The organism is Neolewinella antarctica (assembly GCF_011927835.1).
GTDB lineage: Bacteria > Bacteroidota > Bacteroidia > Chitinophagales > Saprospiraceae > Neolewinella > Neolewinella antarctica.
On record NZ_JAATJH010000001.1, the window covers coordinates 1,038,484 to 1,065,465 of the forward strand.

At 53.8% G+C, this 26,982-nt stretch carries 20 protein-coding genes; 9 read left to right on the forward strand and 11 right to left on the reverse strand.

The features are described 5' to 3' along the window. Window positions 1-280 precede the first annotated feature (280 nt). Window positions 281-7,408 carry an Ig-like domain-containing protein gene (locus tag GGR27_RS04155; protein WP_168036115.1) on the forward strand — a complete coding sequence of 2,376 codons (7,128 nt, stop codon included), beginning with the start codon at window positions 281-283 and terminating at the stop codon, window positions 7,406-7,408. A 614-nt stretch (window positions 7,409-8,022) separates the two neighbouring features. Here GGR27_RS04155 and ffh read toward each other — a convergent pair. The 4 genes from ffh to GGR27_RS04175 all read right to left on the reverse strand — a co-directional run bounded on the left by ffh (window position 8,023) and on the right by GGR27_RS04175 (window position 13,205). After that, window positions 8,023-9,372, reverse strand: a complete 1,350-nt coding sequence (ffh, locus tag GGR27_RS04160) for a signal recognition particle protein (protein ID WP_168036116.1) — start codon at window positions 9,370-9,372, stop codon at window positions 8,023-8,025. Window positions 9,373-9,532: 160 nt separating this feature from the next. After that, a complete protein-coding gene (locus GGR27_RS04165) occupies window positions 9,533-11,323 on the reverse strand; it encodes an OmpA family protein (RefSeq protein WP_168036117.1) in 1,791 nt (596 codons plus the stop codon). A 359-nt stretch (window positions 11,324-11,682) separates the two neighbouring features. After that, a complete protein-coding gene (locus tag GGR27_RS04170) occupies window positions 11,683-12,108 on the reverse strand; it encodes a hypothetical protein (protein WP_168036118.1) in 426 nt (141 codons plus the stop codon). After that, on the reverse strand, window positions 12,108-13,205 hold the full coding sequence (locus GGR27_RS04175; RefSeq protein ID WP_168036119.1) for a vWA domain-containing protein: 1,098 nt from the start codon (window positions 13,203-13,205) through the stop codon (window positions 12,108-12,110). Before GGR27_RS04175 ends, GGR27_RS04170 begins: the two co-directional genes overlap by 1 nt. 142 nt (window positions 13,206-13,347) lie before the next feature. Here GGR27_RS04175 and GGR27_RS04180 point away from each other — a divergent pair, with 142 nt between their 5' ends. Continuing rightward, the gene (locus GGR27_RS04180) at window positions 13,348-14,013 is read left to right on the forward strand and encodes a uroporphyrinogen-III synthase (RefSeq protein WP_168036120.1); all 666 of its coding nucleotides are present in this window, start codon (window positions 13,348-13,350) and stop codon (window positions 14,011-14,013) included. Here GGR27_RS04180 and GGR27_RS04185 read toward each other — a convergent pair. Continuing rightward, complete coding sequence (locus GGR27_RS04185) at window positions 14,002-14,694, reverse strand: hypothetical protein (RefSeq protein WP_168036121.1); 693 nt, start codon at window positions 14,692-14,694, stop codon at window positions 14,002-14,004. The two genes, GGR27_RS04180 and GGR27_RS04185, sit on opposite strands and share 12 nt — an antisense overlap. Before the next feature lie 64 nt (window positions 14,695-14,758). Then, entirely contained in the window at window positions 14,759-17,182 is a 2,424-nt protein-coding gene (gene alr / locus GGR27_RS04190; protein WP_168036122.1) for an alanine racemase, read from the reverse strand. Window positions 17,183-17,241: 59 nt separating this feature from the next. On the opposite strand from alr, the gene GGR27_RS04195 reads away from it, so the two are divergent. The 3 genes from GGR27_RS04195 to GGR27_RS04205 all read left to right on the forward strand — a co-directional run bounded on the left by GGR27_RS04195 (window position 17,242) and on the right by GGR27_RS04205 (window position 18,885). Continuing rightward, window positions 17,242-17,922, forward strand: coding sequence for a hypothetical protein (locus tag GGR27_RS04195; protein WP_168036123.1), 681 nt, complete (start codon window positions 17,242-17,244; stop codon window positions 17,920-17,922). A 121-nt stretch (window positions 17,923-18,043) separates the two neighbouring features. Continuing rightward, window positions 18,044-18,565 carry a hypothetical protein gene (locus GGR27_RS04200; RefSeq protein ID WP_168036124.1) on the forward strand — a complete coding sequence of 174 codons (522 nt, stop codon included), beginning with the start codon at window positions 18,044-18,046 and terminating at the stop codon, window positions 18,563-18,565. Window positions 18,566-18,570: 5 nt separating this feature from the next. Then, a complete protein-coding gene (locus GGR27_RS04205) occupies window positions 18,571-18,885 on the forward strand; it encodes a hypothetical protein (RefSeq protein ID WP_168036125.1) in 315 nt (104 codons plus the stop codon). An 8-nt stretch (window positions 18,886-18,893) separates the two neighbouring features. Here GGR27_RS04205 and GGR27_RS04210 read toward each other — a convergent pair whose 3' ends face one another. The 5 genes from GGR27_RS04210 to GGR27_RS04230 all read right to left on the reverse strand — a co-directional run bounded on the left by GGR27_RS04210 (window position 18,894) and on the right by GGR27_RS04230 (window position 23,220). Then, window positions 18,894-19,202 carry a DUF1801 domain-containing protein gene (locus tag GGR27_RS04210; RefSeq protein WP_168036126.1) on the reverse strand — a complete coding sequence of 103 codons (309 nt, stop codon included), beginning with the start codon at window positions 19,200-19,202 and terminating at the stop codon, window positions 18,894-18,896. Window positions 19,203-19,294: 92 nt separating this feature from the next. Then, window positions 19,295-20,872 (reverse strand): AAA family ATPase, encoded by a 1,578-nt coding sequence (locus tag GGR27_RS04215; RefSeq protein ID WP_168036127.1) that lies wholly within the window; start codon window positions 20,870-20,872, stop codon window positions 19,295-19,297. A gap of 259 nt (window positions 20,873-21,131) precedes the next feature. Next, window positions 21,132-21,320 carry a 30S ribosomal protein S21 gene (rpsU, locus tag GGR27_RS04220; protein WP_168036128.1) on the reverse strand — a complete coding sequence of 63 codons (189 nt, stop codon included), beginning with the start codon at window positions 21,318-21,320 and terminating at the stop codon, window positions 21,132-21,134. Between the two features lie 157 nt (window positions 21,321-21,477). Continuing rightward, entirely contained in the window at window positions 21,478-22,533 is a 1,056-nt protein-coding gene (locus tag GGR27_RS04225; RefSeq protein WP_168036129.1) for a sensor histidine kinase, read from the reverse strand. Window positions 22,534-22,536: 3 nt separating this feature from the next. After that, window positions 22,537-23,220 (reverse strand): response regulator transcription factor, encoded by a 684-nt coding sequence (locus tag GGR27_RS04230; protein ID WP_168036130.1) that lies wholly within the window; start codon window positions 23,218-23,220, stop codon window positions 22,537-22,539. A gap of 294 nt (window positions 23,221-23,514) precedes the next feature. Here GGR27_RS04230 and GGR27_RS04235 point away from each other — a divergent pair, with 294 nt between their 5' ends. The 4 genes from GGR27_RS04235 (at window position 23,515) to GGR27_RS04250 (ending at window position 26,905) form a co-directional block, all read left to right on the forward strand. After that, complete coding sequence (locus GGR27_RS04235) at window positions 23,515-24,012, forward strand: SixA phosphatase family protein (protein ID WP_168036131.1); 498 nt, start codon at window positions 23,515-23,517, stop codon at window positions 24,010-24,012. 51 nt (window positions 24,013-24,063) lie between these two features. Further along, on the forward strand, window positions 24,064-24,387 hold the full coding sequence (locus GGR27_RS04240) for a DUF4296 domain-containing protein (protein WP_168036132.1): 324 nt from the start codon (window positions 24,064-24,066) through the stop codon (window positions 24,385-24,387). Window positions 24,388-24,511: 124 nt separating this feature from the next. After that, a complete protein-coding gene (gene dnaX, locus GGR27_RS04245) occupies window positions 24,512-26,251 on the forward strand; it encodes a DNA polymerase III subunit gamma/tau (protein ID WP_168036133.1) in 1,740 nt (579 codons plus the stop codon). A 132-nt stretch (window positions 26,252-26,383) separates the two neighbouring features. After that, on the forward strand, window positions 26,384-26,905 hold the full coding sequence (locus GGR27_RS04250) for an ExbD/TolR family protein (protein ID WP_168036134.1): 522 nt from the start codon (window positions 26,384-26,386) through the stop codon (window positions 26,903-26,905). The last annotated feature ends 77 nt before the right edge of the window (window positions 26,906-26,982 follow it).

The following is a 26,982-nucleotide window of genomic DNA, read 5'->3' on the forward strand; positions in this document are numbered from 1 at the left end:
TTTGGTGTTGATTGAAAAGTTTTTTTTGAGAAAGTATGGTCAAACGTTATAATATACGGTCATATTGTCTATTTTCGGGTATCGAATTTGTGCTTAGACATCATATATTAAAACCAACCAGATCTTTCTACTTGATTATCCGGTAGTTAAAGCCCGCGCCTATAGTTTATGCCCGCACGGCTCTTTGCCTTGTGGTTGTACGCCTCAATCTTCGCCGCGGGTTGCTTTCCTCCATAATCTTGATAGAAGGGTCATTATTTTCTCATCCAATTTTTTAATCATGATTAGACACTACCTGTTTAACGGTGAAATATTCACCCGCAACTGGGGTACGAGGCTATGCCTTGCCCTATTCCTCCTCGTTAACTCCACGCTGCTCCTCCAGGCGCAGCAGATGCATAAAAAGCCTGGCCCCGTTGTTGTCTGCCCGGGGCATTTTGAGGACATGCAGACCTACCACGCCGTACCCAAACGGTCAGCGAACTTCCAAAAAAGTTTGCAAGCCAACGCTACCTCGGAAATTACAATAACCTACGGCCCCGGAGCCCAGGGCAACGCCGATGTACAGACGGCATTCCGGTTCGCACTCGACATTTGGGCGAGTGAGATTGTCTCCTCCGTTCCCATCCGCGTTTTCGCGGACTTTGCTAACCTCGGCCCCGGCACGCTCGCCTCCGCAGGGCCGACCACGGTGGTTACCAACTTTCCGAACGCGCCCGTCCCGGACGTCTATTACAACTCAGCACTGGCCAACACGTTGGCTGGCGAGATTTTGGACCCCAACTCGCAATTTGATCTGAACGTTAGAATCGGTAATGGCATCAACTGGTACTTTGGTACGGACGGCAACCCCGGCCCCGGCCAAATTGACTTTGTGACCGTCGCCCTCCACGAAGCGGGCCACGGGCTCGGCTTCGTTAGTCTTGATGAATTCCTTGCTGGTGGTATCGGTACTTTTCAAGGCTTCGGTCTACCTTTTACCGGCATCTATAACACCTACATCGTAAATGGTGATGGCGTACGGTTGACTGATCTTCAAAGTCCATCCATAGAACTGGGGAATGAACTTATTAGTAATGATCTGTTTATGGACGGCCCCGAGACCCAGGCCGCGTTCAACGGAGAATCACCACAGATATTCGCTCCTAACCCCTACCGCGACGGTTCCAGTATTTCCCATTGGAACGAAGCTTCCTTCCCCGCCGGAGATCCTAATTCTCTGATGACTCCTAATATCGGACAGCAGGAAGTTAACTTCGATCTCGGTGACATCACCCGTGGTCTTTTCCGTGATCTCGGTTGGGTGTTTAGCGTCGACAACGCGAGGCCCATTGCCGTCAGTCCGGGTGTGATCAGCGAAGTTCTTTCCGTAGATACGTCCATAACCCGAACCATCTCCGTAGAGAATATCGTGGATTCAGTGTTGATCGTAATGGCGGAAGCGAGCCCCGGTGGCAGCTTTATTTCCTTCCCAAATTCAGCTACGCTTACGCTGGGTGCGCTTGAAACCGGCTCGCTCGACGTAGAGATCAACACGGCGGGCCTAGCAAAAGGCCTGTACGAAGAGAGTATCGACTTTATCGTCGTGGATGGCGAGGATACCGTTACCGTAGCGGTAGTCATTCAGGTTCTTGACGGTTCTGAAGCACCTAGTATCGAGGTGGATCCGCTTTCCTTCGTAGAAACCGCAAACCAGTTTTCGGTAATTACCAGGGATTTGACCATATCGAACACCGGCGATGCCGATCTGACGTACTCGATTGATATTCTGCCGGCGGAAGTCGTTAGTAATTTCAGCGCGCGTGTCGAACAGACGCGAGCGGCAATCGCGGGAACGGGCTTCACCAGCCAAAGCGTTTCAACCGGTAACCGTGGCACATCATTCTCAAGCGCATTGAAGCATTCGAATGGTGATTTCCAAAAACTCGTAACTAGCCTTTACGCCACCGACTTTGAAGACTTCAATTTAGGAGACTTAAGTGGCCAAATGGGTTGGGTAAGTCAGGACGTTGATAACTACGTCATTTCGGGGGATAACGCATCCGATGGCTCGCGCCACATCCGCGCCGTATCGGACGGGCTGGGCAGTACCAGAGATTTTACAACCTTAGCACTGAGTCCATCCGTTACCCCGGGCGATGAGCCCTTTATGGTAGCTTCCGCTGACATAGCAATTACTGGCACCGGCGTGACCTGGGAATTTGTCCCTCAGTCCAATACTAGTGAGACAATAGTTACGATCGTTCGTTTTAACCCGGATGGTTCAATCGTTGTGGGCGACGCTTCCTCGGGCACCTTTGTACAGCTCAATGAAACTATACCCACTGGATACTTTAACATTAAACTCATCCTCGACAGGGCAACTTCTAACTTTAATCTATTCATCGACGGCGAACTTGTCTATTCAGGCCTTGCTTTCGCATCGGAAATAGAACAGTTAGTCTTCGCATCTCCCATGAATAATACCGGCTCTACGCTGGACATCGATAACGTAGAAATTATCGACGGAGTTCCCGATGCCTTCTGGCTAACGGTCAACCCCAGCGCGGGTACCGTATCTCCGGGTGATTCCGCCGTACTGGACGTAAATTTCGACGCGCGTTCATTAATACCCGATACTTATTTCGCGACGATTACCATAAATAGTAATGATCTAAATAATTCCACGGTTGTCATACCGGTCAACTTTACGGTAACGGTCCCGCCGACCATTACCGTAGCGCCGGATTCACTCTTCGCCGCGGTCAACGTCGAAACCGATGACCCCGCAACGGATACCGAAACGTTCACGATCACTAATACCGGGGCGAGTGAACTGACTTTTACGACCGGTACGGGAGGCACTGATTTTACAGCATTTGGGAACACACCTGAATCAGGAAACCCAAGCATCACTATTGCCTCTTTAGACATGCGTGATTATGGATTTGGCAATACTTCCGGTGGAGCATTCCAAAATGCTGGCATCACGGGCCCAAGCTTAGCACTCACTGCTCAAACGTCGCCAACCGCGGCGGCGACTAACTTTACGGACTCTATCTTTTACGATTCAGGGTCCGGAATAGCGACCGATTTTATTGGTCTTAACAGTTTGGTCACGGCAGTCAGTAGCGCGGTCCGTTTTGATGTTGATACCGATTTCACGCTAACGGCGATACGCAATCTTTACCGTACTCAGGACCTCGATGATGCTACCATCATCTTGGAAGTTTACCGTGGTGGAGATACACCCGCTGATGGAGAACTACTTACCGCCCAGGCTTTCAGCGAAACCAGCGCGGATGGAATTTTTCGCTTGGAAGTACTTGAGGAAGCGCAAAGCTTTTCAGCGGGAGAAACCTTTTGGGTAGTACATAAATACCCCGTTGGTATTCCTTTCGCGCAGGGCATCGACGAGGACGGCACCGTTCGACCCGGCGCGAACTTGTTCAGCAACGATGGTGGAGTTACTTGGGACAACCCAAACGATAACTTCATCATCTTATGTAGAGCCCTTAGTGACGGTGGTGACTCCTACATTACGCTGGAGCCCTCTACGGGTACGGTAGCACCCGGAGAATCCGTGGAAGTTACCGCGACTTTTGACGGATCGGAACTTGCTAACGGCGTTTACGAAACCGACATTCTCGTAAGCAGTAATGACCCGGTTAACCCAGTAGCCACCGTGGCTACCGTATTCGAAGTGTCTGGCCAAGTTGCCGAAGTAGCGATCTCGGATGAATTCCTTCTGTTCGACAATGTATTTGTCGGGAATGAGAAAGAAAAGACCGTTACCATCTTCAACCCAGGATTCGCCACACTTAACGTGACGAGTATTACATCCGACGAAGATGACTTTACCGTCTCACCTGAATCAGCTACAATTGGTGCCGGAGACTCTCTGGTACTGACCGTAACCTTCGCCCCTTCTTCCACCGGAAACATCAATGGTATCATCACCATTGAGACGGACGCGGGGGAAAACGGAACACTGGAAATCGTCGTCAACGGTGTTGGCGTAGATCCACCAATTGCCGTTTTCGACCCGAAGGAAGTATCCGCAACGGTTGCCGCCGGTGAAACCACCGAAGTAACCGTTACGCTGAAAAATGAGGGCAATTCTCCCTTGATTTACTCTTTCCCAAGGTTCGCAGCCCAGGCTGCATTGAGCGCGCCCGATGTGGTGCTGAACAACACGGAATTCATCGAATTCGCACAGCCCGCCGGTCTTACCGAAGAAACCTTCGTGGATAACCGTAAGGGTCATTTAGTCAAGTCTAGCGTTGGTACCGACCTATTTTACGGTTACACCTGGATTGACAATGACGAAGATGGTGGCCCGGTATACAACTACTCGGACATCTCTGCTACTGGAACTGACGTCACCCCCGACGTTGGCATCAGCGGAGCTATTGAAACGGCATTACCCTTCCCCTTCTTCTTCTACGGAGAAACGTACTCCGACGTATTCGTATACGCCGATGGTTTCGTTGCCTTCCAGCAAGCCACGGGTAACGCTTTCATCAACAGCCAGATTCCGGAAGAAGATGGTGTCAACAACATCATTGCCGCTTTCTGGGATAACTTCAACCCCCAGGATGGTGGTAACATTTACTACGAAGCTTTCGCCGATCGCTTCGTCGTGCAGTGGACCGACATGCAGGTGAGCGTCACCGGTACTCCCGACGCAACCGCAACGTTCCAAGTGGTCTTGTACCCCGACGGAACGATTGACGTTTTCTACGAAGACGTAGAAACTTACTCCCAAACGGATGAAGGCACCGTAGGTATTGAGAACGTCGACGCCACCGATGGCGCCCAGGTTGCTTTTAATACGGACTACATTAAGGATGGCCTGGCCCTCCGCTTCATCGTACCGGAGCGCCCACTGACTAACTTCATTTCTGACGTTAGCCGCCTCTCCGGCGTCATCCCCGCGGGTGGTTCCAGAGAGCTGACCGTTACGCTAGACGCAACGGACCTTACGGACGGAGTTTACTTCGACGACCTTACCGTCTCCAGTAACTCTCCCGATGCTTCTCACAGCACCGTTGAATTCGAACTGACCGTCATTGGCACACCGGAACTCAGCGTTACTCCTGACACCATTACCTTCGACCCCATCTTTGTTGGGTTGGAATCGGAAGCTACTTTCGTGATCGAGAATCTTGGAACCAAGGCACTCGACCTTTCATCAGTTTCTACAAGTACGGATAATTTCTCCGTAGAGATCGACGATGCAGCAGCTACACTTCAGCCGGGTGGTTCTGTTACCGCTACCGTAGTATTCAGCCCAACCGAAGCGGGTGTCTTGATGGATGAAATTACCATTTCCAGCTCGACCGATGGCGTTGATGACGTTACGGTTACACTGATTGGAACGGGTATCGCTCCTCCAGTTATTGACGTGACACCAGAATCTCTGACGGTTGTACTAGACCAGGGAGAAAGCACCGACGAAACGGTAACTATTTGTAACACGGGCGACGCAACGCTCACCTACATTGTTACCCCCTTCACGCTTTCGGACCCCATGACGGATGAGCTACAAAGCTCAACCTACCCACAGCTTGATTTTCCCGCTATCCTAACTAAGGAAGAAGGTGACACCCGTAAGGGCCCCGGTTTCGTGAACGCCAGTGGTGGCCCCGGAACCTTTGGTTACACCTGGGTTGATAACAACAGTGGCGGCGAAGCTTATGACTTTATTGACATTAGCACCACCGGCACTAGCGCAAGCGTTGGGGCCGATGGCTCTGAGTTGGTTACCCTACCCTTCTCTTTCCCTTTCTTCGGAGAGGAGCAGAGTGAAGTATTCGTAGCCGCCAATGGCTTCCTTTCTTTCGAGCCCATTACGGCGCTGTTCGGAGCATTCTCCAACCAGCAGATTCCATCACCGGGTAACCCCAACAACCTCATTGCTGGCATGTGGAATGATCTCGAGCCGCAGGACGGTGGCGGAGTATTCTTCGACGGAAATGCGGATCGCTTCATCGTTCAGTACGAAAACGTACCGAGCTTTGGTTTCCCTGACAATACCGCACCGGTTACTTTCCAAGTAATCTTGTTCCCCGATGGCTCAATTAAGATGCAATACGAGAACGTTGATGCCCCAGCCCGTCTATCTAGTACGGTTGGTCTGGAAGGACCTATGGGTCAGTCTGGCCTACAGGTGATCTTCAATGCACCTTACCTGACGGATGAGTTAGCCATCACCTTTACGCCACCCACCACCGGATCACTAGAGCCGGGTGAGTGTGATGACGTCACGGTAACCATTTCCGCCGAAGATCTTGCGGCAGGTAATTACCAGGGTGAGATCGTTATTCTCAGCAATGACCCGCAAGCTGCGGAAACCGTTATCCCAGTCGACCTAACGGTCAACGGAGTGCCGGCATTAGCGCAGTTCCTTCTTATTGACGCCGACGCGGATACCGTAGTAGGTCCTTTACAAGAAGGCGACATCGTAGACATCGGCCAGTTCCCCTCTAGAGGCTTCAACATTGTGGCCGTACCAGCCGGAACTGACGTGGGAAGTGTCAAATTCGTACTAAACGGAATGATGCGACGTGTAGAGAGTAAAATCCCTTACGCCGTCGGTGGAGACCGTGGCCCCGGGAGATTTAACTCGTTCGAGTTCCCACTCGGCACGAACACGATTTCCGCCACGCCTTACAGTAGGGACAGAGCACGCGGTGAAGTTGGCGAAACTCTGGCGATCACCTTTGAGGTTGTCGACAACTCTGCTGTCCTTCGTATTGAGGACTTCCTGTTAGTGGACGCTGATGCGGACACAATCATCGGAAGCTTGGTCGAAGGTGATGTTGTAGACATCAGCCAATTCCCCTCCGGAGGCTTCAACATCGTAGCTATACCGGCAGGAGATAACGTGAGGAGCATCGTCTTCGAACTCAACGGAAATACGCGCCGCGCGGAAAGCAAAGTGCCTTACGCCGTTGGTGGAGACCGTGGCCCCGGAAGATTCAGATCGCTTGTATTCCCACTGGGAATGAACACGCTCGTTGCTACTCCTTACGCTGGTGAAAAAGGACGTGGAGAAGCCGGCATGCCTCTCGCTATTACCTTTGAGGTAATCTCTGGAAACTCCGCTAACAGCGAAGTTCTAGCGAAGAGCGAGCCGAATACTGACGTCCGCAAGCTAGTTGCCGCTAATACTGAAGTTACCACCTTCCCGAACCCGGTTCGTGATATAGTTAACTTCACTCTAGGAGCCGATCTAATCGGTAGCACTGAAATCACGCTAATGAGCCTAATGGGTCAGGTAATCTACCGTCCATTAGACATCGACATTAGTGCGAACGGAACCGGTAGCATCAACATGTCAAACCTGACTCCAGGAACGTACATCATGATACTCACCGATGGCAAGGGCAACATCACCGCTCGCCGCAAATTGATTAAGCAGTAAGTCCGACTTACGCTTAGACATTAGACTAGGGCCGTTCGAAATCTCTTTCGAACGGCCCTTTTATTTTGGCACCTGCTAACCAGATCTAAGTACTAGCGGATATTCGATGGCCTACTGGACAAAAGCTCTTAGTTGAACAACGGTAATTCTAACCTCCGCCTAATGCATAAAATAGGGCCGTTCGAAATCACTTTCGGACGACCCTTTTATTTTGACACTTGATAATCAGATCTAAGCACTAGCGGATATTCGATGGTCTACTGGACAAAAGCACTTATTCGAGCTCAGTTGAACAGCGGTAATTCTAACCTCCACCTGATGCATAAAATAGGGCCGTTCGAAATCACTTTCGGACGGCCCTTTTATTTTGGCAACCATTAACTTAAATCAACAACTGGCAAGTCAATCCCGGCTCCGAAATGAGGCACTACGGGTGCGCTCTTTGAAAAATTAGCTTCCGACTTGAATTTTATCCATTCGCCACGCGACTGCATCCTGATCATTCCGCATCTCCTACATTCGAAGAATGAAAAGCTACTAATCACTATAATCTAGTGACGTCGAACTAACCGGCTGGGAGCGTTCTCGATAATGATTTTCGCGCCCACGAACGACTACCGGCGGCGTCCCTTACCCATCATGCCACCACCGCCGCCCATGCCCATCATGGCGGGGTTGTTGGACATTTTGTGCATCATCTTCCGCATCTGATCGAACTGCTTGATGAAACGGTTAACGTCGTCAATCGTCTGGCCACAACCGCGGGCGATGCGCTTCTTGCGGCTCATGCTCATAAGCTCGGGCTGGGCGCGCTCCGTCGGTGTCATGGACTGGATGATCGCTTCCACGCGGGAGAACGCGGAATTATCAATCTCGATGTCACCCATGGCTTTTTTCATGCCGGGGATCATGTTGAGCAGCGACTTGATGTCGCCCATCTTCTTCAGCTGGTTCAGCTGACCGAGAAAATCGTTGAAGTCAAACTTATTCTTCTTAATTCGCTTTTCGAGGCGTTTTGCTTCGTCCTCGTCGAACTGATCCTGGGCGCGCTCGACGAAGGAGATGATGTCTCCCATGCCAAGGATACGCTGCGACATGCGGTCCGGGTGGAAAACGTCGAGCTGCTCCATCTTCTCGCCGGTTGAGACGAATTTGATCGGCTTGTCGACCGTGTACTTGACCGAAAGGGCGGCACCACCACGCGTGTCTCCATCAAGTTTCGTGAGCACGACACCATCGAAATTGAGTCGGTCGTTGAAGACCTTTGCCGTGTTAACGGCATCCTGACCGGTCATGGAGTCGACGACAAAAAGCGTTTCGTTGGGACTGATCGCGTCGCGAACGTCGGCGATTTCTTGCATCATCGCCTCGTCTACGGACAGGCGGCCGGCAGTGTCGACGATGACGACATCGTACTTATTATCCTGGGCGTGGGCAATCGCGTTGAGGGCAATTTCGACCGGGTTTTTGTTCTCGGGCTCTTTGTAAATGCCGGCACCGACTTGCTCTGAAAGCACGGTCAGCTGGTCGATGGCGGCGGGGCGGTAGACGTCACAGGCAGTAACGAGCACCTTCATTTTACGCTTCTCCTTGAGGTGAAGTGCGAGCTTACCGGTAAAGGTTGTTTTACCGGAACCCTGAAGACCCGCGATCAGTACGACGGCCGGTGCGCCCTTCACGTTGATGCCGACGGACTGGCCGCCCATCAGTTCCGTGAGTTCGTCCTGGACGATCTTGACCATCATCTGGCCGGGCTTAACGGCCTTGAGCACGTTTTTTGACCCTAGCGCTTTTTCCTTCACCTTGTCGGTGAATTCTTTGGCAATCTTGTAGTTAACGTCAGCGGCAACGAGGGCGCGGCGAATCTCTTTGAGGCTCGTAGCTACGTTGATCTCCGTGATCTTGTTATCTCCGGTAAAGGTCTTGAAGGCACCTTCGAGGCGGTCGCTGAGATTATCAAACATACTGGGCTATATTTTTTGAAACGGGGGCAAATATAAGGATTTTCTGGCGCGGACGCCGGTGCAAAGTTAGGTCGAGGGCCTCCGGCCCGAATGCTCATACGGTACCAACGCAGCGACTGCGCGCAAGCCGGGGTTTAGGGCTCCGAACGCACAGAGCAACTCAACCATTCACCTTAATCTCTACCCGCCGGTTACGCAGTCGACCAGCCTTCGTATCATTACCGTCGAACGGTTCTGTTTCCCCTTTCCCGGCGCTGGTCACCCGGTCGGGGCTAATGGATCTACCGATGAGGTAGTATTTAATGGCATCGGCACGCTTCTGGGAAAGTAAGTAGTTATCGGTAGGTGTACCCACGTTATCCGTATGACCGGATACCTCTACGTTGAGATCGGGATTAGCGGTCAGCAAGTCAGCGAGTTCGTCCAGTTGCCCGAATGATCCTGGCTGCAGTTCATCGCTACCACTGTTGAAAGTCAGTTTCCTCAGCACAACCTTTTTTCCGGCGATGCGGGTTGGCGTGGCGGAATTTTGCCTTAGCTCCTGGTAAGTGATGTAACCGGCGCGCGGTTTGTTAGGTGAGGAAGTATTCACCAAAGTGCCCGATCCGCCGCCGCCCGTGAGTGCAAGGTCGTTCCAGTTAAATTCGTACTGTTGAAAGCGTAATGTGAAACGTTTAATGAGCTGAGCTTTGGGATCGAAGTCTTTGAAAAACAGACTTGCGTTAACACTGCTTTCCGCTCCGATTGTCTGTTGCCACTGATGTTGATAAGGTAGGGGCTTGGTATCTCCACCAAACTGCATAGCGTTCATTTCCGTGATGTTGCCCAGTTCGTCGTAGACGGTCGCGGACGTCAATTTGTAGAGGTAAGAATTGGTACCCCCGTTTTTAATCTGGACTTGGACGACCGCCTCGCCACCCTTTAACTGGGCCATAACGACCTCAAGCGATTGCGATCCGAAGCTGCGGAGATTTGGAGTCTTTTCATCAGTCAGACTGGGGAAGGCTACTTTGTGGTATTGTATGTTGAATACGTTCGGTGTTTGTTGGCCCGCGTCCTTAGAAGCCACCCAAAGGGAAAACTTGGCAAATTCTTCGGCCGATTGGTCTATTTTATCAAAATAGACCGTACACTTTAGCGGTATACCGCTCGGGAAATTCACGGGTTTGTGGTCGTGTAAGTACTTGAAATTCTTTTCCGCCGACACCTGCGAGTCTTCAAGGGCTCCATTATAATTATGGCAAGTCCGGCTGATACAAATTTTATTCGCCATCGAAACCGTACCCGCATCGTCATAAAAGGTAGCGAGGCGATTGTTCAGCGTCACCAGTAGATCACGCCCCGCGAGGTTCGTCACCTTAAACTCTAAACGGCCGGTCCGCCCTACGCGAACCACGTCGGTAAGCTCGAACTTAAAATTGCCGACGGTCTGAACGGGGTTAAAGCCGATCTGCTGCGTTCGTGCCTCCGTAAAAGATTTTTGAGTAGCTGCTTCGGGGCTGCGTATTACTTCGGGTGGACTGTTAGGACCTACAAAAGCAATTGATTCCAGTGGTCCGTCAAAGCGCTTATCGTTGTTCAATAATTTCTGCCCCCTGCCAGGCTTCATCCAGGTGAAAATTGGCGTTCCGGTTATTGGGAGGGTGCTAATTTTTACGTAGTAGTCTGCGGGAGAATTTAGGTACAGAACTCGGCGACCAAGTGCGGCGGAATCGGGATGCTCGCGTACGGTAAATTCGTACGAACCTGCCTCGCAAATCTCCGCCATTACTCGCTCGCCGGACGCGTACTCGTACAAAGCAACGTCATTCACCTGCACCAGGGCCGGAAAAGAGGACTGGGTCACGGAATTCGGCCGCAGGATATAAATACTCGAACACTGCGCGGACGTAGATGCAGTGGAAAGGAGAAAGGAGCAGAGTGTTAGGGCCAAAGTAAATATCCTGGTCATATTAGTATGGTTTAAACTAGTAAGTAAGATTTGCTCAAATACCACAACTGGTCGTTCGATTCTCAAGGAACATAAAAGCGCAATCCAATCCTGATCAGTTTCAATCAGTCGACCCAGTTGTCTCGAACAAACTTAATTAAGTGAACCCTACGGCTGGTGGCCAGTCCGCCGAATTATGATAAGTTTAAAAGTGGAATACGCACTAAGTCGTTCCACCCGCTCCGTCGCAACACTGTGGCCGCTAAACCGTCAGCTACATCTTTTGACCATGGGTCATGAAAGAGCCCAAGAAAAATACATTTTCTTGGGCAAAATCTGCCTGCAAGTCTTTTAAAAATTTGTGTAGTGGAAATCACTCGCTACCGCAGCAAATCATTCTGCCAGGGCTGATGCCCCCCCAGGCGAAACTTCATCGGGATGACGCCGCCGCGGTCCTCATTAATTTCAAACCTGCAAAAGAACGCCAGGTGAGGCAGTGTCTGATTGTAATGAAATGCGGCGCCCCGTAAATTGTGAACCGCCGACGTGCGGTTGGGTACGCCAACGTGTTGATCTTCCCGATCGAGTAGGGTAAGTTGGTATGCTTCGCCGGGAAGTTGAAAGGTGGGAATCGTGACGCTTTTGCCTTCGACTTCGTAGGTGCGGGAGGCGGGTTTATCCCGCAGAAACGCGGGAACTTCCTGGCCAAAGATACTGGGATTTTTTCCCGCTATCTGCGCGGAAACCAACCCGGACAGTGCTAATCCAAGCGCAAAAAGCAAGCATCTTTTACCGGGAATTAGCATTATCCTTTCTTTTTATTATCCTTATAATCCTTAAAGATAAAGTCGCCAAGCCCCTGCAAACCAGAAAAGTATGCCTTACCGCCGTTCGTCTCCGTAAATTTTTCCACAAAACGGACTAGCCAAGGATCTTTAGCGATCATGAAAGTCGTCACTGGGATAGACAGTTTACGCAGGCGGCCGGCTAAGTTAAGGGTCCGGTTGACAATTGTACGATCAAGCCCGGCGGAGTTTTTGATGTACTTATTACCCCGCTTGATGCACGTTGGCTTCCCGTCCGTAATCATGAAGATCTGCTTATTGGGGTTGCGGCGGCGGCGGAGGATATCCATCGCGAGTTCCAAACCGGCCACGGTGTTGGTGTGGTAAGGCCCCACTTGCAAGTACGGTAGGTCCTTCACCTCAATTTCCCAGGCGTCGTTACCGAACACGATAATGTCGAGCGTATCCTTGGGGAAGCGCGTCGTGATGTATTCCGAAAGCGCCATCGCGACCTTTTTCGCCGGCGTAATGCGGTCTTCCCCGTAGAGAATCATCGAGTGACTGATGTCGATCATCAACACCGTCGACATTTGCGCCTGGTAGTGGGTTTCGTACACTTCGAGGTCGCCCTGCGTCAGTTGAAAATCACCGATGCCGTGGTTAATCTGCGCGTTGCGGAGGCTTTCCGAAACGGCCAGTTTATCGAGCGCGTCGCCGAATTCGAAGGGCCGCCGTTCGGACGTCCGCTCATCGCCCCGCCCGGAGAATCGACTGGAGTGATTACCGCGTTTGGATTTCTTGATCTCACCAAAAATATCCTTGAGCGCTTTCTGGCGAATCTCACCCTCCATTTTAGCGGTAGGAATGAAAGGTGGTGCCCCCGGTCCGTCCCCCGGCTTGATGAAGTTCTTATCGATCATCTCCTGAATGAAATCACCGAGCGAGTAATCGTCCTTGGTGAGTTCGTACTGCCGGTCGAGTTGCGTCAGCCACTGAAGGGCTTCGGCGACGTTGCCGGAAGTATGCGTGAGCAGTTCCTGAAATAATTTGAGGAGTTTTTCGAAATCCGTCTCGTCGCCCTCCCCGGGCAGGTAATTTCTGAAGCGCCAGCCTAACATAGATATGGGTTGAGCCGTGAAAACGGGATTTGCCGTATTTTAGTTTTGGCCCGAAGAGCGATCAACATTTGACCGACAAAATCGGTATTTGAACCGTACCGATAGGTACGCAGCTACTTTCAGTCTCCTTACCCCCTCCGCCATGCCCACCGTATTCGTTACCCGAGAACTCCAGCTGAATAGCCCCCTTACCAAATGGGCACGGACACCGGGACGTAGCGTGATCAGCCATTCATTACTGCGGTTCACGCCCGTACGCTTTACGCCACCGTCGCACGCAAAGGTTTGGTTTTTTTACAGCCCCCGGGCGGTAGAATTTAGTGTGGATGGCTTGGCGGGGTTATCCAAGCGGCCCAAGTTAGCGGCCATCGGGCCCGGGACGGCGGCGGCGCTCGACGCGCACGGATTTCAGGCGGATTTCGTCGGCACCGGCGACCCCGTCGAGGTTGCCACGCAGTTTATTGAAGCGGTGCCCGCGACGACCGTTTTCTTCCCCCGCGCCACACAGTCGCGCCGCAGCGTGCAACGGATGCTACCGGATAATTATACCGTGCTGGACGCCATTTGCTACGACAACGTAGTTATTGATCGGGTCCCACCGGTGCGTGCTGACGTATTCATTTTCACTAGCCCACTGAACGTCGAGGCTTACCTGCGTGAGCACGCGATTGCAGAAAATACGCTCTTGCTGGCGATCGGACCGAGCACCGCCAAGGCGTTAATCGCTCACCGGCTTGCACACCACGTTGCGGATGAACCTACCGAGGTGGCTCTCGTCCGACTACTCACCAATTTACTACCAGACTGATTCATCACCCGGCTTCGCCGTCGTACCGCTGGCTAGGTAGCGCTGCACCTTTGGCTGGAGAATCCAGACACCGATGACGAGGAAGTAACTCAATAACGAGTACCCAAGGTAATCGCTACCGCGCGCCGGCTTGCCCAACTCGACGGAGCGAATTAGCTTGCCAACGAAATAGTTGAGGTAGATTGTCAACCCAAACATCAGTATCCCGCACAAAAAAGCTACGCCGAACCACGACGTGAACCCGGTAAAGGACTCGTTGAGTTCATCCGACTCCATCGCTCCCCAACGGTACAGCGAATAGACTACAGAATATACCTGCGTAAATAAATAGGTCATCACTGTGGCCGCGACCAGATAAAGACCGACGGCAACGGCAAAATTCTTCCGCTTAAGACCCGTGCCGGGCGGTAGACTACCGTGCAACCGTTTCACTACTGACCACTGCCAACCCAGCGTAACGAGTAGCGCAACGGCATAAATAATCGCATAAAGGGACACGAAGCGAGCCAATCCGCCCATCATATCCTCCACCGCCCGGGTAGTTCCCACTTTACCGTCGAGGGTAATCACGGCGTTTAGGCCATCCATCCAAGCGCCCCGCGCCACGCCCTGATAGACGTAAGGGAGGAACAAAGGAATGAAGAGCATCCAGGGTTTGGCGCGTAAAAATAACTTGTCCATCGGGGTGACTTTAGGGTTAGCCAAGGTAAAACGAACTTGACGGAAGACGTGAATACGTAATCACTTATTCCCGCACGTAAATGCGGTGTACGCGCGGTCCGATACCGGTCAAAATCTCGTAAGGGATCGTCCGGGCGGCCTCCGCCAGGCGCACGATTGGGGCATCAGGCCCAAAAATGACGGCTTCGTCACCCACGCTGCTTTCCGGCAGCTCCGTCACGTCGACCATCGTCATGTCCATACAAACTGCCCCGATGATCGGTGCCCGTTTGCCGTTGATCACGACGCTGAACCGACCTTCTCCGACGAGCCGGGGGAGACCGTCCGCATACCCAATACTGATGGTAGCTATTCGGCTGTCTCGCGTCAAGGTGCCTTTGCGGTCGTAGCCGACGGAGCTACCCGCGGGCAAGTCGTTGATCTGCGCAACGTAGGTGCTCAGGCGGAGTACCGGACGCAGCTCGGGCGCCAACGCTTCGTCGCCAATGCCGTAAAGACCGATACCGAGGCGAACGGCGTCAAATTTCAAATCGGGCCAGCGGCTGATCCCGTTGGAGTTGAGCAGATGGCATCGGGGTTGGTAGCCCAACAGTCCGGCTATTTCCGCACAGGCACGGCGGAAATGTGCTCCCTGCACGCGGGTAAAGTCATCGTGCTCGGGCGCGCCACTGGCGGCAAGGTGGGAAAAGACGGATGCGACTCTGGGAAGCGGACCCGCTTTTTTCAACCCCTCGAGCACGGTTGCGTGGGCAAACCCCAGGCGCGCCATCCCCGTGTCGAGTTCCAGGTGGACCGGAAGCCCGCAATCGTGCGCGAGACGCAGACCGGCCGGGGTACCGACGACGGGTTCCAGGTTGAATTCAGCAAGATCGGTGAATTCCTTAGGTTCGGGGTTGAGCACCATGATGGGCAAGGCTACCCCACCCCGGCGCAGTTCCTTACCCTCGTCGACGTAGGCGACCGCGAGATAGTCGGCACCGGCCGCGGCCAAAGCGCGGGCAATCGGCAGGGCGCCACCACCGTAAGCGGAGGCTTTAACCATCACGATCATTTCAAGGCCAGCACGAGCTTTGTAAACGCGAAAATTATGCTGGAGCGCGCCGAGGTCGACCCGCAGGACGGTTCGGTGTTGCTGGCGGCTGAGGGCACGGGCGACGCGGTCCAACTTTTGGTAGCTGGCTCCCTTTACCAGGATGGGCAGGGAAGAGAAAATCATGCTCGGCAAGGCACTCAATAACGCCGCCGGCGACGGGAAGTGCTCGATCTTACCGGCTACTAAGTTCGGTGTCACCGTCTCCTCAACGAGCGTTAATGTGTCGATCCGGTCATCCAACAGGTGTAGTAATGCGCGGTCGTCCCGACTAAGTATCGCGTCGTGGGGGGAGGGCGCCGCACGTTGTACCGTACCCAGGATCAGTTGAATTTTTCCCGTCGGGCTCTGCTGGCTGGCGAAGTCAATGGCGGCGGCAAGCGCGTCGATGTCGTTCGAGTAGCTGTCGTTAATGATGGGGCCGCCGTGCAGGCCTTCGGTTTGTTGCAGGCGATTTTCCAACGGGAGGAGTTTGCGAGACCCGGCGAGGAGCTCGAATTCCCCCAGGCCACTTACCCACGCGGCGGTTGCCAGGGCCGTATAGGCATTTTGTAAGTAGACAGGGGGGAGGTCCGGAAGATCAATTACATAAGTCCGGTAAGTTGTCACCAATTGAGTACGTCCTGCTCCGTGGTGCGTCAGCATACGCCCCCAGGGCCCAGAGACCGTGGCAACTTCTCCGGCGTGCTTCTGAGGAACAATTACGGTGTCTGCCGCTCGAAACAACAAGACCTTCTCCCGAAGCTTGCTTTCATCACTCCAAAAATTTTCCCCGTGCGCGGCCCCGAACGACGTGAAGACGCCCACTGTAGGTTGGATGATCCGCTCCAGGTTTTCCATTTCCCCTAGCCGACTGATGCCCGCTTCAAAAATGCCCAACGTGTGTGCTTCGGTGAGTTGCCAAACTGAAAGGGGCACGCCGATCTGAGAGTTAAACGAGCGCGGGCTAGCGCACACCACGTGCTGCGTTTCCAGCAACTGTACGAGCCAGTCTTTGACGATCGTTTTGCCGTTGCTGCCGGTAATACCGATTACCGGGATGTCGAATTGCCGGCGGTGGTGGGCAGCCAGATCTTGCAGCACCACAACCGGGGTATCCGCCCACAGCAGTAGTACGTGGTCGTCGGCCCGTCCCCGGTCCATCATCCTTGCTTCTACCCTCCAGTCTTGCACCCGCGACAGCGCAAAATCTGCTTCCTCCCTCGGCACGACGAAGTGGCGCACGCCCCGGCCGAGTAATTCCGTCAGAAAATCAACACCGTGCAACTTACTTCCCGGGAGGGCGAAGAACAGACTTCGCCCCGGGTCGGTGACCCTGCGAGAGTCAATGATTAAATCGAACCCGCGGTAGGTCGCGTAGAGTTCGGAAATGTTGTAGGGGTCGTAGTGTAGGTCCACGCCGCAAAGTTACCGTAATTTGCGTCCGCTGACCACCGACTTTAGACCCCCAGACTAAAATGCAAGTCCCCAAAATCAACGCCGCCGTCGAAGCCTTCCGCACGTGGCTCACTACCGAGGAAGCCGAAAAATACCTGCCACTGTTCGAGACGCAGCAGAACTGGCAGGACAACTTCAACGTCGAAGCCAAAAATCTCGTGGAGGTGTACGACAAATCGCTCGACAGCAAGACCAACCGTCGCCACTACCGCCGCGGCGGCTATGACCCCAAGACGGCCATGCTTGCCATCCTCGGCAGCGAAACCGCCTTCGCCCGCGATGCCTTTCGCGACTTGTTCAGTGAGGACCGCGACGTCGAGGGGCGCGTCGGTCGCTTCGAATTTTTCATCAACGAGCTCTGGAACCGCTACCGCGACGCGCACCCGAAAGACCGGACGCCGGACCACTACCACCGGGACGATTACGCGATGGCCTCCATCTACCTGATGGGTCATTATCCGGAAAAGTACGCCCCCTACGCCACCGAGTTGTTACAGTCGGTTTGCACCAAGCTGGGTGCGAAGTCGGTGCCGGTGGCGGCGGATTTTGGGCGCTACGTGAAGCTGCTACGAACGGTACGAGGATTCTTAGAAAAGGACGAGCTAGTCATGGCTAACTACCAAGCACTCTTGCGGGAGGGCGACTACGCTGGCGAGTCGGCGCTGCTGAGTTACCTGTTCTTTCGCAGCCTGGGGGAGTAAGATAGTGCCGTCAGTACGGGCACGGTACCACGCTCGGCTAAGCTATTTCCGCTTCCTAACAGTAGGATTCGAGTGTTTTTTACCGGGCCAAACATCCGGTTTGTAACTACGTTGCAGGAGCATGGCAGAACAACTGGCGCCGATCAAGGCCCTTCTCGAGGCTCCGCGGGATCACCTTGCGGGCACGGACATGTGGATCAAACTACCCCTCGGCCGCACGCTGATTAACGAAGTACTGGCCGCCCGGCCACCGGATACACCAGTGAAGGACTTATTTATGGACCCCGACCCGGGTAACCTGATTCACATTCACCTCGAAGCCGCCGCACCCGTCGTGGGCAGCATTCGCCGCCGGTTAACGTTCAAGCCCGGCCCCGCCGTTACCTTTCCGGATCAGCCGTGGTTGCACCTCGACATCACGGAAGGCTTCAAATTCATGGATAAGCCCGTCATCAGGCTACTCCAGAGCACGATCGAGAAAAAACTCCCAAAAGGCATCGAGTTTTCCTCGGACTACTTGCGTATCCATGTGCCGGCCATGCTCACGAAAGCGGGGTACCAGAAATTAGTCCCGTTGATCAGGCACCTCGAAATCCGGGGTGGCGACGATCAGATCATCCTCCTCTTCCACCTCAAAGCTTAAGCTCCATGCACCCCGTACAGAAACACCTGATGGATACCGAATTCAGTGGCCTCGAAGGCACCCGGTTCGAAGGCACGATCGCGCTCAGCGACGAATTGATCAATCTGGGAATACTGGAAGCCCTCGCTAAATTGAAGTCAGCCGGCCAACCGAATACAACGGAAACTACCGCGCCGAAAGTTGCCGTTCAGGGACCATCGGAGTCGTCAGAGCCGAGTGTCGACCCCAAAGCTTTGCTACAAAAATTGAACGTAGATAAATTACGCTACCGGACGGAAGACGGAAAGACGATGGTGGACATTAAACTTAATTTCGGCTAATTCTGCGTCTACAACCCTTCCTCCCGCGCCCGTGCGTTCGCCAAAATATTGGTGAGCGCAGTTAAGTCGATGGCTTCCGCGGCGCTAAACGTACGGCAACCGTACCGCTTACGTCCGCCCATCAGTAAGTAACCGGCGGGATCGATCTCGGGTGCGAACTTGAAACAGATGCGCACGGACCGCCCGGAATCGGAACTCGATTTAAGTGGCTCGGGAATATAGCAGATATTCTCGCGGCCGGAAAATACCGGGATACCCCACCCCAGCATCTCTTTGACGTTTGGAATCGCTTCCCGGATTACGTCGCGCAGTACCAACGCAATGATGCGCTAATTTTCCGGCAACCGCTCATAAAATTCTTCCAGCAGCCACTCGTGGTCCAGTTTCATCCGCTAAAAATGCGCAAGGTTTACCGTTCCGCGTATTCGAAGTGTAGTTTTTCTAAGCGCAGGGCCAGACCGGCGAGTGCTTCCGTGACTTCCTGCAAGTTAGCGGTCACTACTTCCGCGTAGGCTTCGTCCACGAACAGGTGGTGCCCGATTTCCGTGAGCTCTTCCGGCCCGTGTTCGGTGATGGAATTTCGCTGCTGACTAATGTACTCGGTAAGCTGTTCGTAGCGCTGGTCCCAAAATTTTTCGAGGACACGGTGGGGCTTTTTCCGGATGACTTCCGTTCTTTCGACGAGGGCGGTTTTCAGGCGGAAAACGTGGTTCGTTCCGTTGAAATTCACTTCGATCGTGTTCTCGCGCGGTCCCTTGCGGCCCCGTATTCGGTTCACTAAATTTTGCTCTTCGTCGTAGAAGTTGACGCTCTTGAGTTCTTCGTCGTCGAGGCTGCGGAACTGGTCGATGCTCACCAGCACGCCCCGGAACTGGCTCAGGTCTTTTTCCAGTTGGTAGTAGCTTTCGGAAACGGGAACAAGTTGCTTCTCCTCCACGACGTGCTTGATGCGGGTCTCTTCGTGGACGTCATTTTCGAACTCCGCCACTTCTTTTTTGAGGCTTTGCAGGTTGACGGCCACCGAATAGCCGTGCTTCCGGACCGCTTCCACGATCATCTCGCGGATTACTTCCCGCTGTTCCGGATTGTTCCACAGACAGTGCTCCATGAGGAAGCAGTCCATGAGATTGGTGCGCGGCCGCTGGTGCAGAAATGCGGACGTACGGAGCAGGCGGACGATCTTTTTCCAGCGCCGGTCGTAGATTTTGATCTGGTTGGGGGCGTTGTTGGGCTGCTGGTTGTACTGCTCGATTTTAAAGAGCAGTAACTGGAGGGTATTGAGGACCTCCGCCGGCACTTCGATCTCGTCGATTTGCCGCGACCAGTCGTCCAACTCGGCTTCGGTCAGTTTCGTCAGGTTCGCGATATCATCTTCGTAGACGTCTTTCGTATCGACGACCATCTTGACGAAGTTCTCGTACTTCCGAATTTTCCCGAGTTCCAGCCGGACGAGAAAACGGTCCCAGATCGGAGCCAGGTTTGCGTTACGCGGCGGCAGTTCGTTGGACGCCGTGATGATCCCCCGGATGCCCACCTTCACGTCTTCGTCGCCGTTGCGGTAAATCTTTTCGTTGAGGATGGTCAGCAGGGCATTCTGAATGGCGGGGCCGGCTTTCCAGATTTCGTCGAGAAAAACGATGTTGGCGCCGGGGAGGTAGCGCTCCGTCAGCCGCTCGTACTTATCCTCGTCCTTTAATTTTTTAATGGAGATCGGGCCAAAAACTTCATCCGGCGTCGAAAACTTCGACATGAGGTATTCGAAGCTGACGCCGTCCCGAAACGCATACTTCAATCGCCGCGCGATGAGCGACTTCCCCACCCCGGGAGGGCCGAGGAGGAAGATGGATTCTCCAGCGACGGCGGTCAGGAGGGAGAGGCCCATGGCTTTATCGCGCTCGTAGAGGCCGGCGGTCAGGCTGCTCAGCAGATTTTCCGTGCGTTGGCGAATGTTGGTTTGGGTCTCGATGGCGGGGGCTTGTTCGATCATTGACTGGTGGAACGGGTTTGGGTGGATTGGGTTTGCTGGCCGACGGAAAAGTCGCTTACGAGTGCGCCGGTGGCCACTCGTCGTTTTGGTTTGGTGAAGCCAGCTAAGTGCGAAGGCAGATAGCTACCGGACCGTCAATCGGACCAAACGCAAAAACGGCTACCGGAAGCATTATACTTCGAGTAGCCGTTTCTGACCGTAGCCAACTGCTCCTGACAGCCGGCCGAATTTTTACTAATTAATTGGTGGGGGTTGAGCCCTAGCGTTCTCCGTACTTATCCAAGCGGTAAGCTGCTTTGAGCTTTTCCTTACGGCGCATAACGCTCGGCTTGGTGAATTCCCGGCGGTTACGCAGTTCGCGAATGACGCGGGTATTGATGGATTTACGCTTGTACCGCTTGAGTGCGCGGTCGATATTCTCTCCTTCTCGGACGTTGATAATTAGCATGCAGGTAGCATTGTTTTTATGATTTGGAGCGCAAAGGTAAGGTTTTTCCGAACGGCCACCAACCCGATGAAATAATTTGTGTGGGTGACAGATTTTTGGCGCGCGGTCGCCCCGATAAAGTACGGGACTAGCTACGCGTCGCGGGTGCGGAGAAGCGTCACGCCTTAGCCAGGGTTATCCCGATGGTGGTGCCCAGCCCCACCGAAGACCGCACGTTGATCGTTTGCTGGTGTGCCTCAATGATGTGCTTCACGATGGATAAGCCCAGCCCCGAGCCACCCTTCTGCCGACTCCGGCTCTTGTCCACCCGGTAGAACCTGTCGAATACGTGCGGGACGTGCTTTTCGGGGATGCCAATGCCATCATCGGCAACTTCGCAGAGAATGTACTTATCCATATCGTAAAAGCCGATGCGGGTCGCTCCATTCGGCACGCCGTACTTGAGGCTGTTGCTAACGAGGTTGATGATGACTTGGCGAATGCTCTCCCGGTCGGCCCGCACGAGAAAACCGGTATCGGCACCTTCCTTGAAACCGAGCGTCACTTCCATGTCCTGACTCTTCAAGTCCATTTCCTCAATCACTTCCGTTGCCAGTTCACGGACGTTGAAGACTTCCATATCGAGTACGAGTTCCCCGCTTTCCAGCCGGGAGATGGCGCTAAGGTCCTCGACGATGGTTTGTAGACGTTCGACGTTGCGGGCTGCCTTGCGTAAAAACTTCCGAACGAATTTCTGGTCCTTCATGACTGCTTTGTCATCGAGGATCGTGTCCAGGTAACCCTGAATGTTGAAGATGGGCGTTTTGAGTTCGTGGCTGATGTCACCGATGTAGCGGCGGCGGTAGAGCGCGAAGCTCTCGTACTGGTCTTGCTCTTGTTCCTTGACGGCGGCCCACTCCGCTACCTCCTTCTCTACGTCCTCGATGATTGGCTGGTCCAGGTAAGTAGTTTCCCGTTTGGCGTCCGCGCTTACTTTTTGGGCGTGGATGGATTTATAGATCAGTTTGATCTTCCGGTAGATGTACCGGTCGAGGTAGCTAAGCACGATGGTGTAAGCACAAGCGAGACTTGCGGCGACGTAAAGCGGTATCACCCACCAGACGAGTTCCATGCCAGCCACGGCAACGAGAAATAATAAGACACCACCGTTAGCCAGCGCAATCATCAACGCGGCCCGGATGGCGATTTGCCGCGGGGTACTGTTCTTCAGCATAACCTAGAAGACGAATTTGTAACCGATGCCCTTGATGGTCTTGATGTAATGATCGCCCAGTTTCTCCCGCAGCTTACGGATGTGGACGTCGATCGTGCGGTTGCCGACGATGACGTCGGTCCCCCAGACACGGTTAAAAATCTCGTCGCGGCTGAAGACTTTTCCCGGCTTGGAGGCGAGCAGGGTAAGCAGGTCGAATTCTTTTTTGGCGAGCTCGATCTTTTCTTTGCCCCGCCGGACAAGGACTTGTTCTAGGTCGATGATCAGGTCACCCACGGCGATCTCGGTGGTATCGTCAAGCTCGTCCACCCGCTCGTTGCGTCGCAACAGTGCCTTGATGCGGCTGACGAGCACGCGGGGGCGGATCGGTTTGGTGATGTAATCGTCCCCGCCGTTATCGAGCGCGGCGATTTGGGAGTAATCTTCTTCGCGGGCGGTTAGAAAGGTGATAATGGTATTCTTAAAGTCTGGTTTGGCCCGTAGTTGGCGGCAGACTTCTACGCCGTCCATGACGGGCATCATAATGTCGAGGATAATCAGGTCCGGTTTGACTTCGTCGGCTTTCTTAAGCCCCTCCGCGCCGTTGGCGGCGGTAGATACTTCGTAGCCTTCGCGTTTCAGGTTGTACTCCAGGATTTCGAGAATATCGGGTTCGTCGTCTACTAGCAGGATCTTGGCGGCACTCATGCGGGGTGGGTTTTGATTTACGCTAACGTGTACTCAACGTAAAGGTAGCCGTTATCGTTCCTCAAAGGGCCGGCGCTTGGGTGAGGCACCTGATTTCTTTCCGTAGGTTAAGGGCCGCCGAACGCCGGATAGTAATTGACCTTGCGTAAACCTTTATACCACACAGAGCACAAAGGTTACGAAGTGTCGCGCTGCTTTGTATTCTCCGTGTTCTTTGTGGTAGAAGACAGAATACTGCAGGTCGTCAGTCAATAAGATTAAGGACTTAGGATTGACAGCAAAACAATAAAGACCATGAAAACAATCTATTTCGTCCGCCACGCAAAATCAAGTTGGTCCGACTTCCAGCTCGCCGACCACGACCGGCCACTCAACAAACGGGGCAAAAAGGACGCGCCAAGGATGGCAAATCGTTTGGTTGAGAGCGGTGCGTCCCCCGATGGCATCCTGACTTCCACGGCCAAACGAGCCCGGAGGACCGCCAGGGCATTTCAGGAAGCCTTTGACGTCCCGGACGACCGAATAATCAAAAAGAAGAGCCTCTACCACGCCGTGCCCCGGGGTATCGAAGAGAAAATTACCGCCCTACCCGACGAGTGGGATACCGTACTCGTCTTCGGCCACAACCCGGGCTACACCGATCTTGCCAACCAATTGGACCACGACGGCACCATCGACAACGTCCCGACTTGCGGGATCGTCGGCGCCCGGATTGCTATTAAAAGCTGGGCGGATTTCTCATTAAGTAAGGCAAAAAGATTCACGTTCATGTATCCGAAGCAAGAGCAATAATCATTGCTGCCATAAACCACCATCGCTAGCCTACGGGCATCTACCCCACGCATGAAGTTCCTCCCTACCCTGCTCTTCCCCGTGCTACTTTGCACCTGCGCCAGCGCCAGCGTTGGTGACCCACCCGTTGATTTAAACGCCCTGGCACCCATCCTGACCGACCTGCAACTCGCCGAGTCCCTGACGAACGAGGTCCCCGTCGTGCTCCGCGATTCCATGCGGGAAGTTTACTACGACAACGTGCTGAGTGACCACCAAACTACCCGCGCCGAGTTTGACAGCCTAATGTGGATCGTCCGCCAGGAACCGGTCTGGGTGGATTCGCTTTACACGCAGGTCGGCGAAATGCTTAGTGTTCGGGCGGTGGAGGAGTAGGAAGTGGTGTGGAGTCTGTGGTCTGTGGTCTAGAGTCTGGGGTCTAAGTCATTACCACAGACCGCAGACTCCAGACCAGAGACCCTAGACTCCAGACTCCAGACCATTTCCTTACCTTCGCCCCATGTCCAAATTCGTCGTCTCCGCCCGCAAATACCGCCCCGTAAAATTTGACGAAGTCGTCGGGCAGCAGCACGTGTCTCAGACGCTGAAGAATGCGTTGCAGACGGATCACTTGGCGCACGCCTTCCTGTTCTGTGGGCCGCGGGGCGTTGGTAAGACGACTTCCGCCCGTATCCTGGCCAAGGTGCTTAACTGTACCGACCGTTCGGCTGACTACGAGCCCTGCAACGAATGCTCCAGCTGCGTAGCTTTTAACAACAACGCTAGCCTCAACATTACCGAGCTCGATGCGGCAAGTAATAACTCGGTCGATCATATTCGCGCGCTCACCGAGCAGGTGCGTTTCACGCCGCAGGAAGGGGAATACAAGGTATTCATCATCGATGAGGTCCACATGCTCAGCCAGGCGGCCTTTAATGCGTTTCTGAAAACACTGGAAGAACCGCCGCCCTACGCGATCTTCATCCTCGCCACGACGGAGAAGCACAAAATTATCCCTACGATCCTGAGTCGGTGCCAGGTGTTTGACTTCAAGCGGATTCAGCCAAAGGACATCATCACTCACTTGCAAGATATTTGCCAGCAGGAAGGTATCGAGGCCGAAGACGATGCGCTGCACATCATCGCCCAGAAAGCGGACGGTGCGCTGCGGGACGCGCTGTCGATCTTCGACCGGATCGTGTCCTTTAGCGGAAAGTCGATCACTTACGACGCGGTGATCGAGAACCTAAACGTGCTCGATTACGACTACTTCTTCCGAGCCGTCGATTTCGTGCTTACGGAAGACCGGGCGGGCATGATGCTGCTCTTTGACGACGTGCTGAAGAAGGGCTTTGATGAAGATCTCTTTTTGAACGGACTGGCCGCCCACGTGCGGGACTTGCTCGTCTGTAAGGAAGTCAAGACGCTCAAGTTACTCGAAGTGGGTGAGCGGTTACGCGATCGTTACCAACAGCAGGCCCTCATCAGCCCGGCTGATTTGTTGTTGACCATTTTGCAAATCTGTAACGAGTGTGATCTCGGCTTCCGCCTGGCCCGGAACAAGCGGCTGCACGTGGAGATGAGTTTGCTGAAGGCGACTTCCGTTAGAAGAGCATTTCGCTCCATCGGCGTGGCTGGCCCCGCCGCCGCTGCTCTTCCCGAAAACCTTGCTTCTACGACCGCGCCAGAAAAAAAAAGCCCTGAAGCCACCCGCACGGTAGCCGCCAGCGGTGTTGCCGGTGGGGAACCAGTCGAGGATGCGGAAATCGACCCCACGCTGGATGCGCCCGCGCCCAAGCTGACCAAGGCAACTGGCTTCGCCACCGTCGATTTGATGGCCATGCAGGCCAACATCGAGGAAGAACTCGCCGCCCCGGTAATTGACGACTCACCCGAGCTCAACGAGACCAACTTTACGGAAGCTTGGACGGACTTCACTAAGGAAAACGCCGGCTCGACTTTGGCGTTAATGATGGGGCAAACCAAAGCGGACCTGGAGGGGGAAGAAGTCGTCGTCCGCGTCGGTTCGCAACGCGTCCTGGCCTCCCTCCGTGACAATAACTCGCTCATCAATTTCCTGCGCGACCGATTCGGTAACCCCGCCCTGGCCATGCGGCTGGAGGTTGACAAGTCGATGCAGATCAAAACGGCCGCCATTAAGAAGCGGCTGACGGCGAAGGACAAATTCCTGGCGATGCGGGAGAAGAACCCGGAGATTGATGATTTGCGGAAGATTTTTGATTTGCGGCCGGAAGAGTAGAAAGGTTGGTCTTTGGTCTAAGGTCTCTGGTCTTCGCACTAAAGGGGTAACTGCACTTACGAGTTTAGTCATAGCTAATCAAGCACCAGAAAGTTGGGAGTTTGCATCTGCCAGGCAAACAATTCAACTACCATGTCTACCCTCAAGAAGACGCGCCGGGAAGCCCCCGCCGTGAACGCCGGTTCTATGGCCGATATCGCCTTTTTGCTGCTTATTTTCTTTCTCGTCACGACGACGATCGTGGAAGACAAAGGTGTGCTGGTCCGCTTGCCGGAATGGGTGCCGGATGACGTGGTGCTGGACATGCCAGACGGTGATGTGCTTTTTGTCATGGTCAATAAGTTCGACAAGCTTTTGGTAGAAGATGACGAAGTGGCGCTGGCGCAGGTGCCGGGTTTACTGGAAGCGCACGTTCGGGAAGTCGGCGTCGACCCGAGAACGCGGGTGGTCAGTTTGACGCACGACCGGGGGACGACTTACGCAGCTTATCTGCAGGTTTACGACGCTCTAAAGAAGGGGTACCACACGCTGTGGGATGAGTTCGCGGTCGCTGAATACGGGATGCGGTATGACTTGTTGAGTAAGGCGGAGCAGACGGCGGTGCGGCGGGTTATTCCGATGGTTATTTCGGAGGCGGAGCCTACTGAGATTTAGGTTAGTGGTGTTTCTAGAGAATATGCGTTGTGTAGCCCTCTCCCTCTTGTCCCTCCCCGGGGGGGAGGGATGATTTA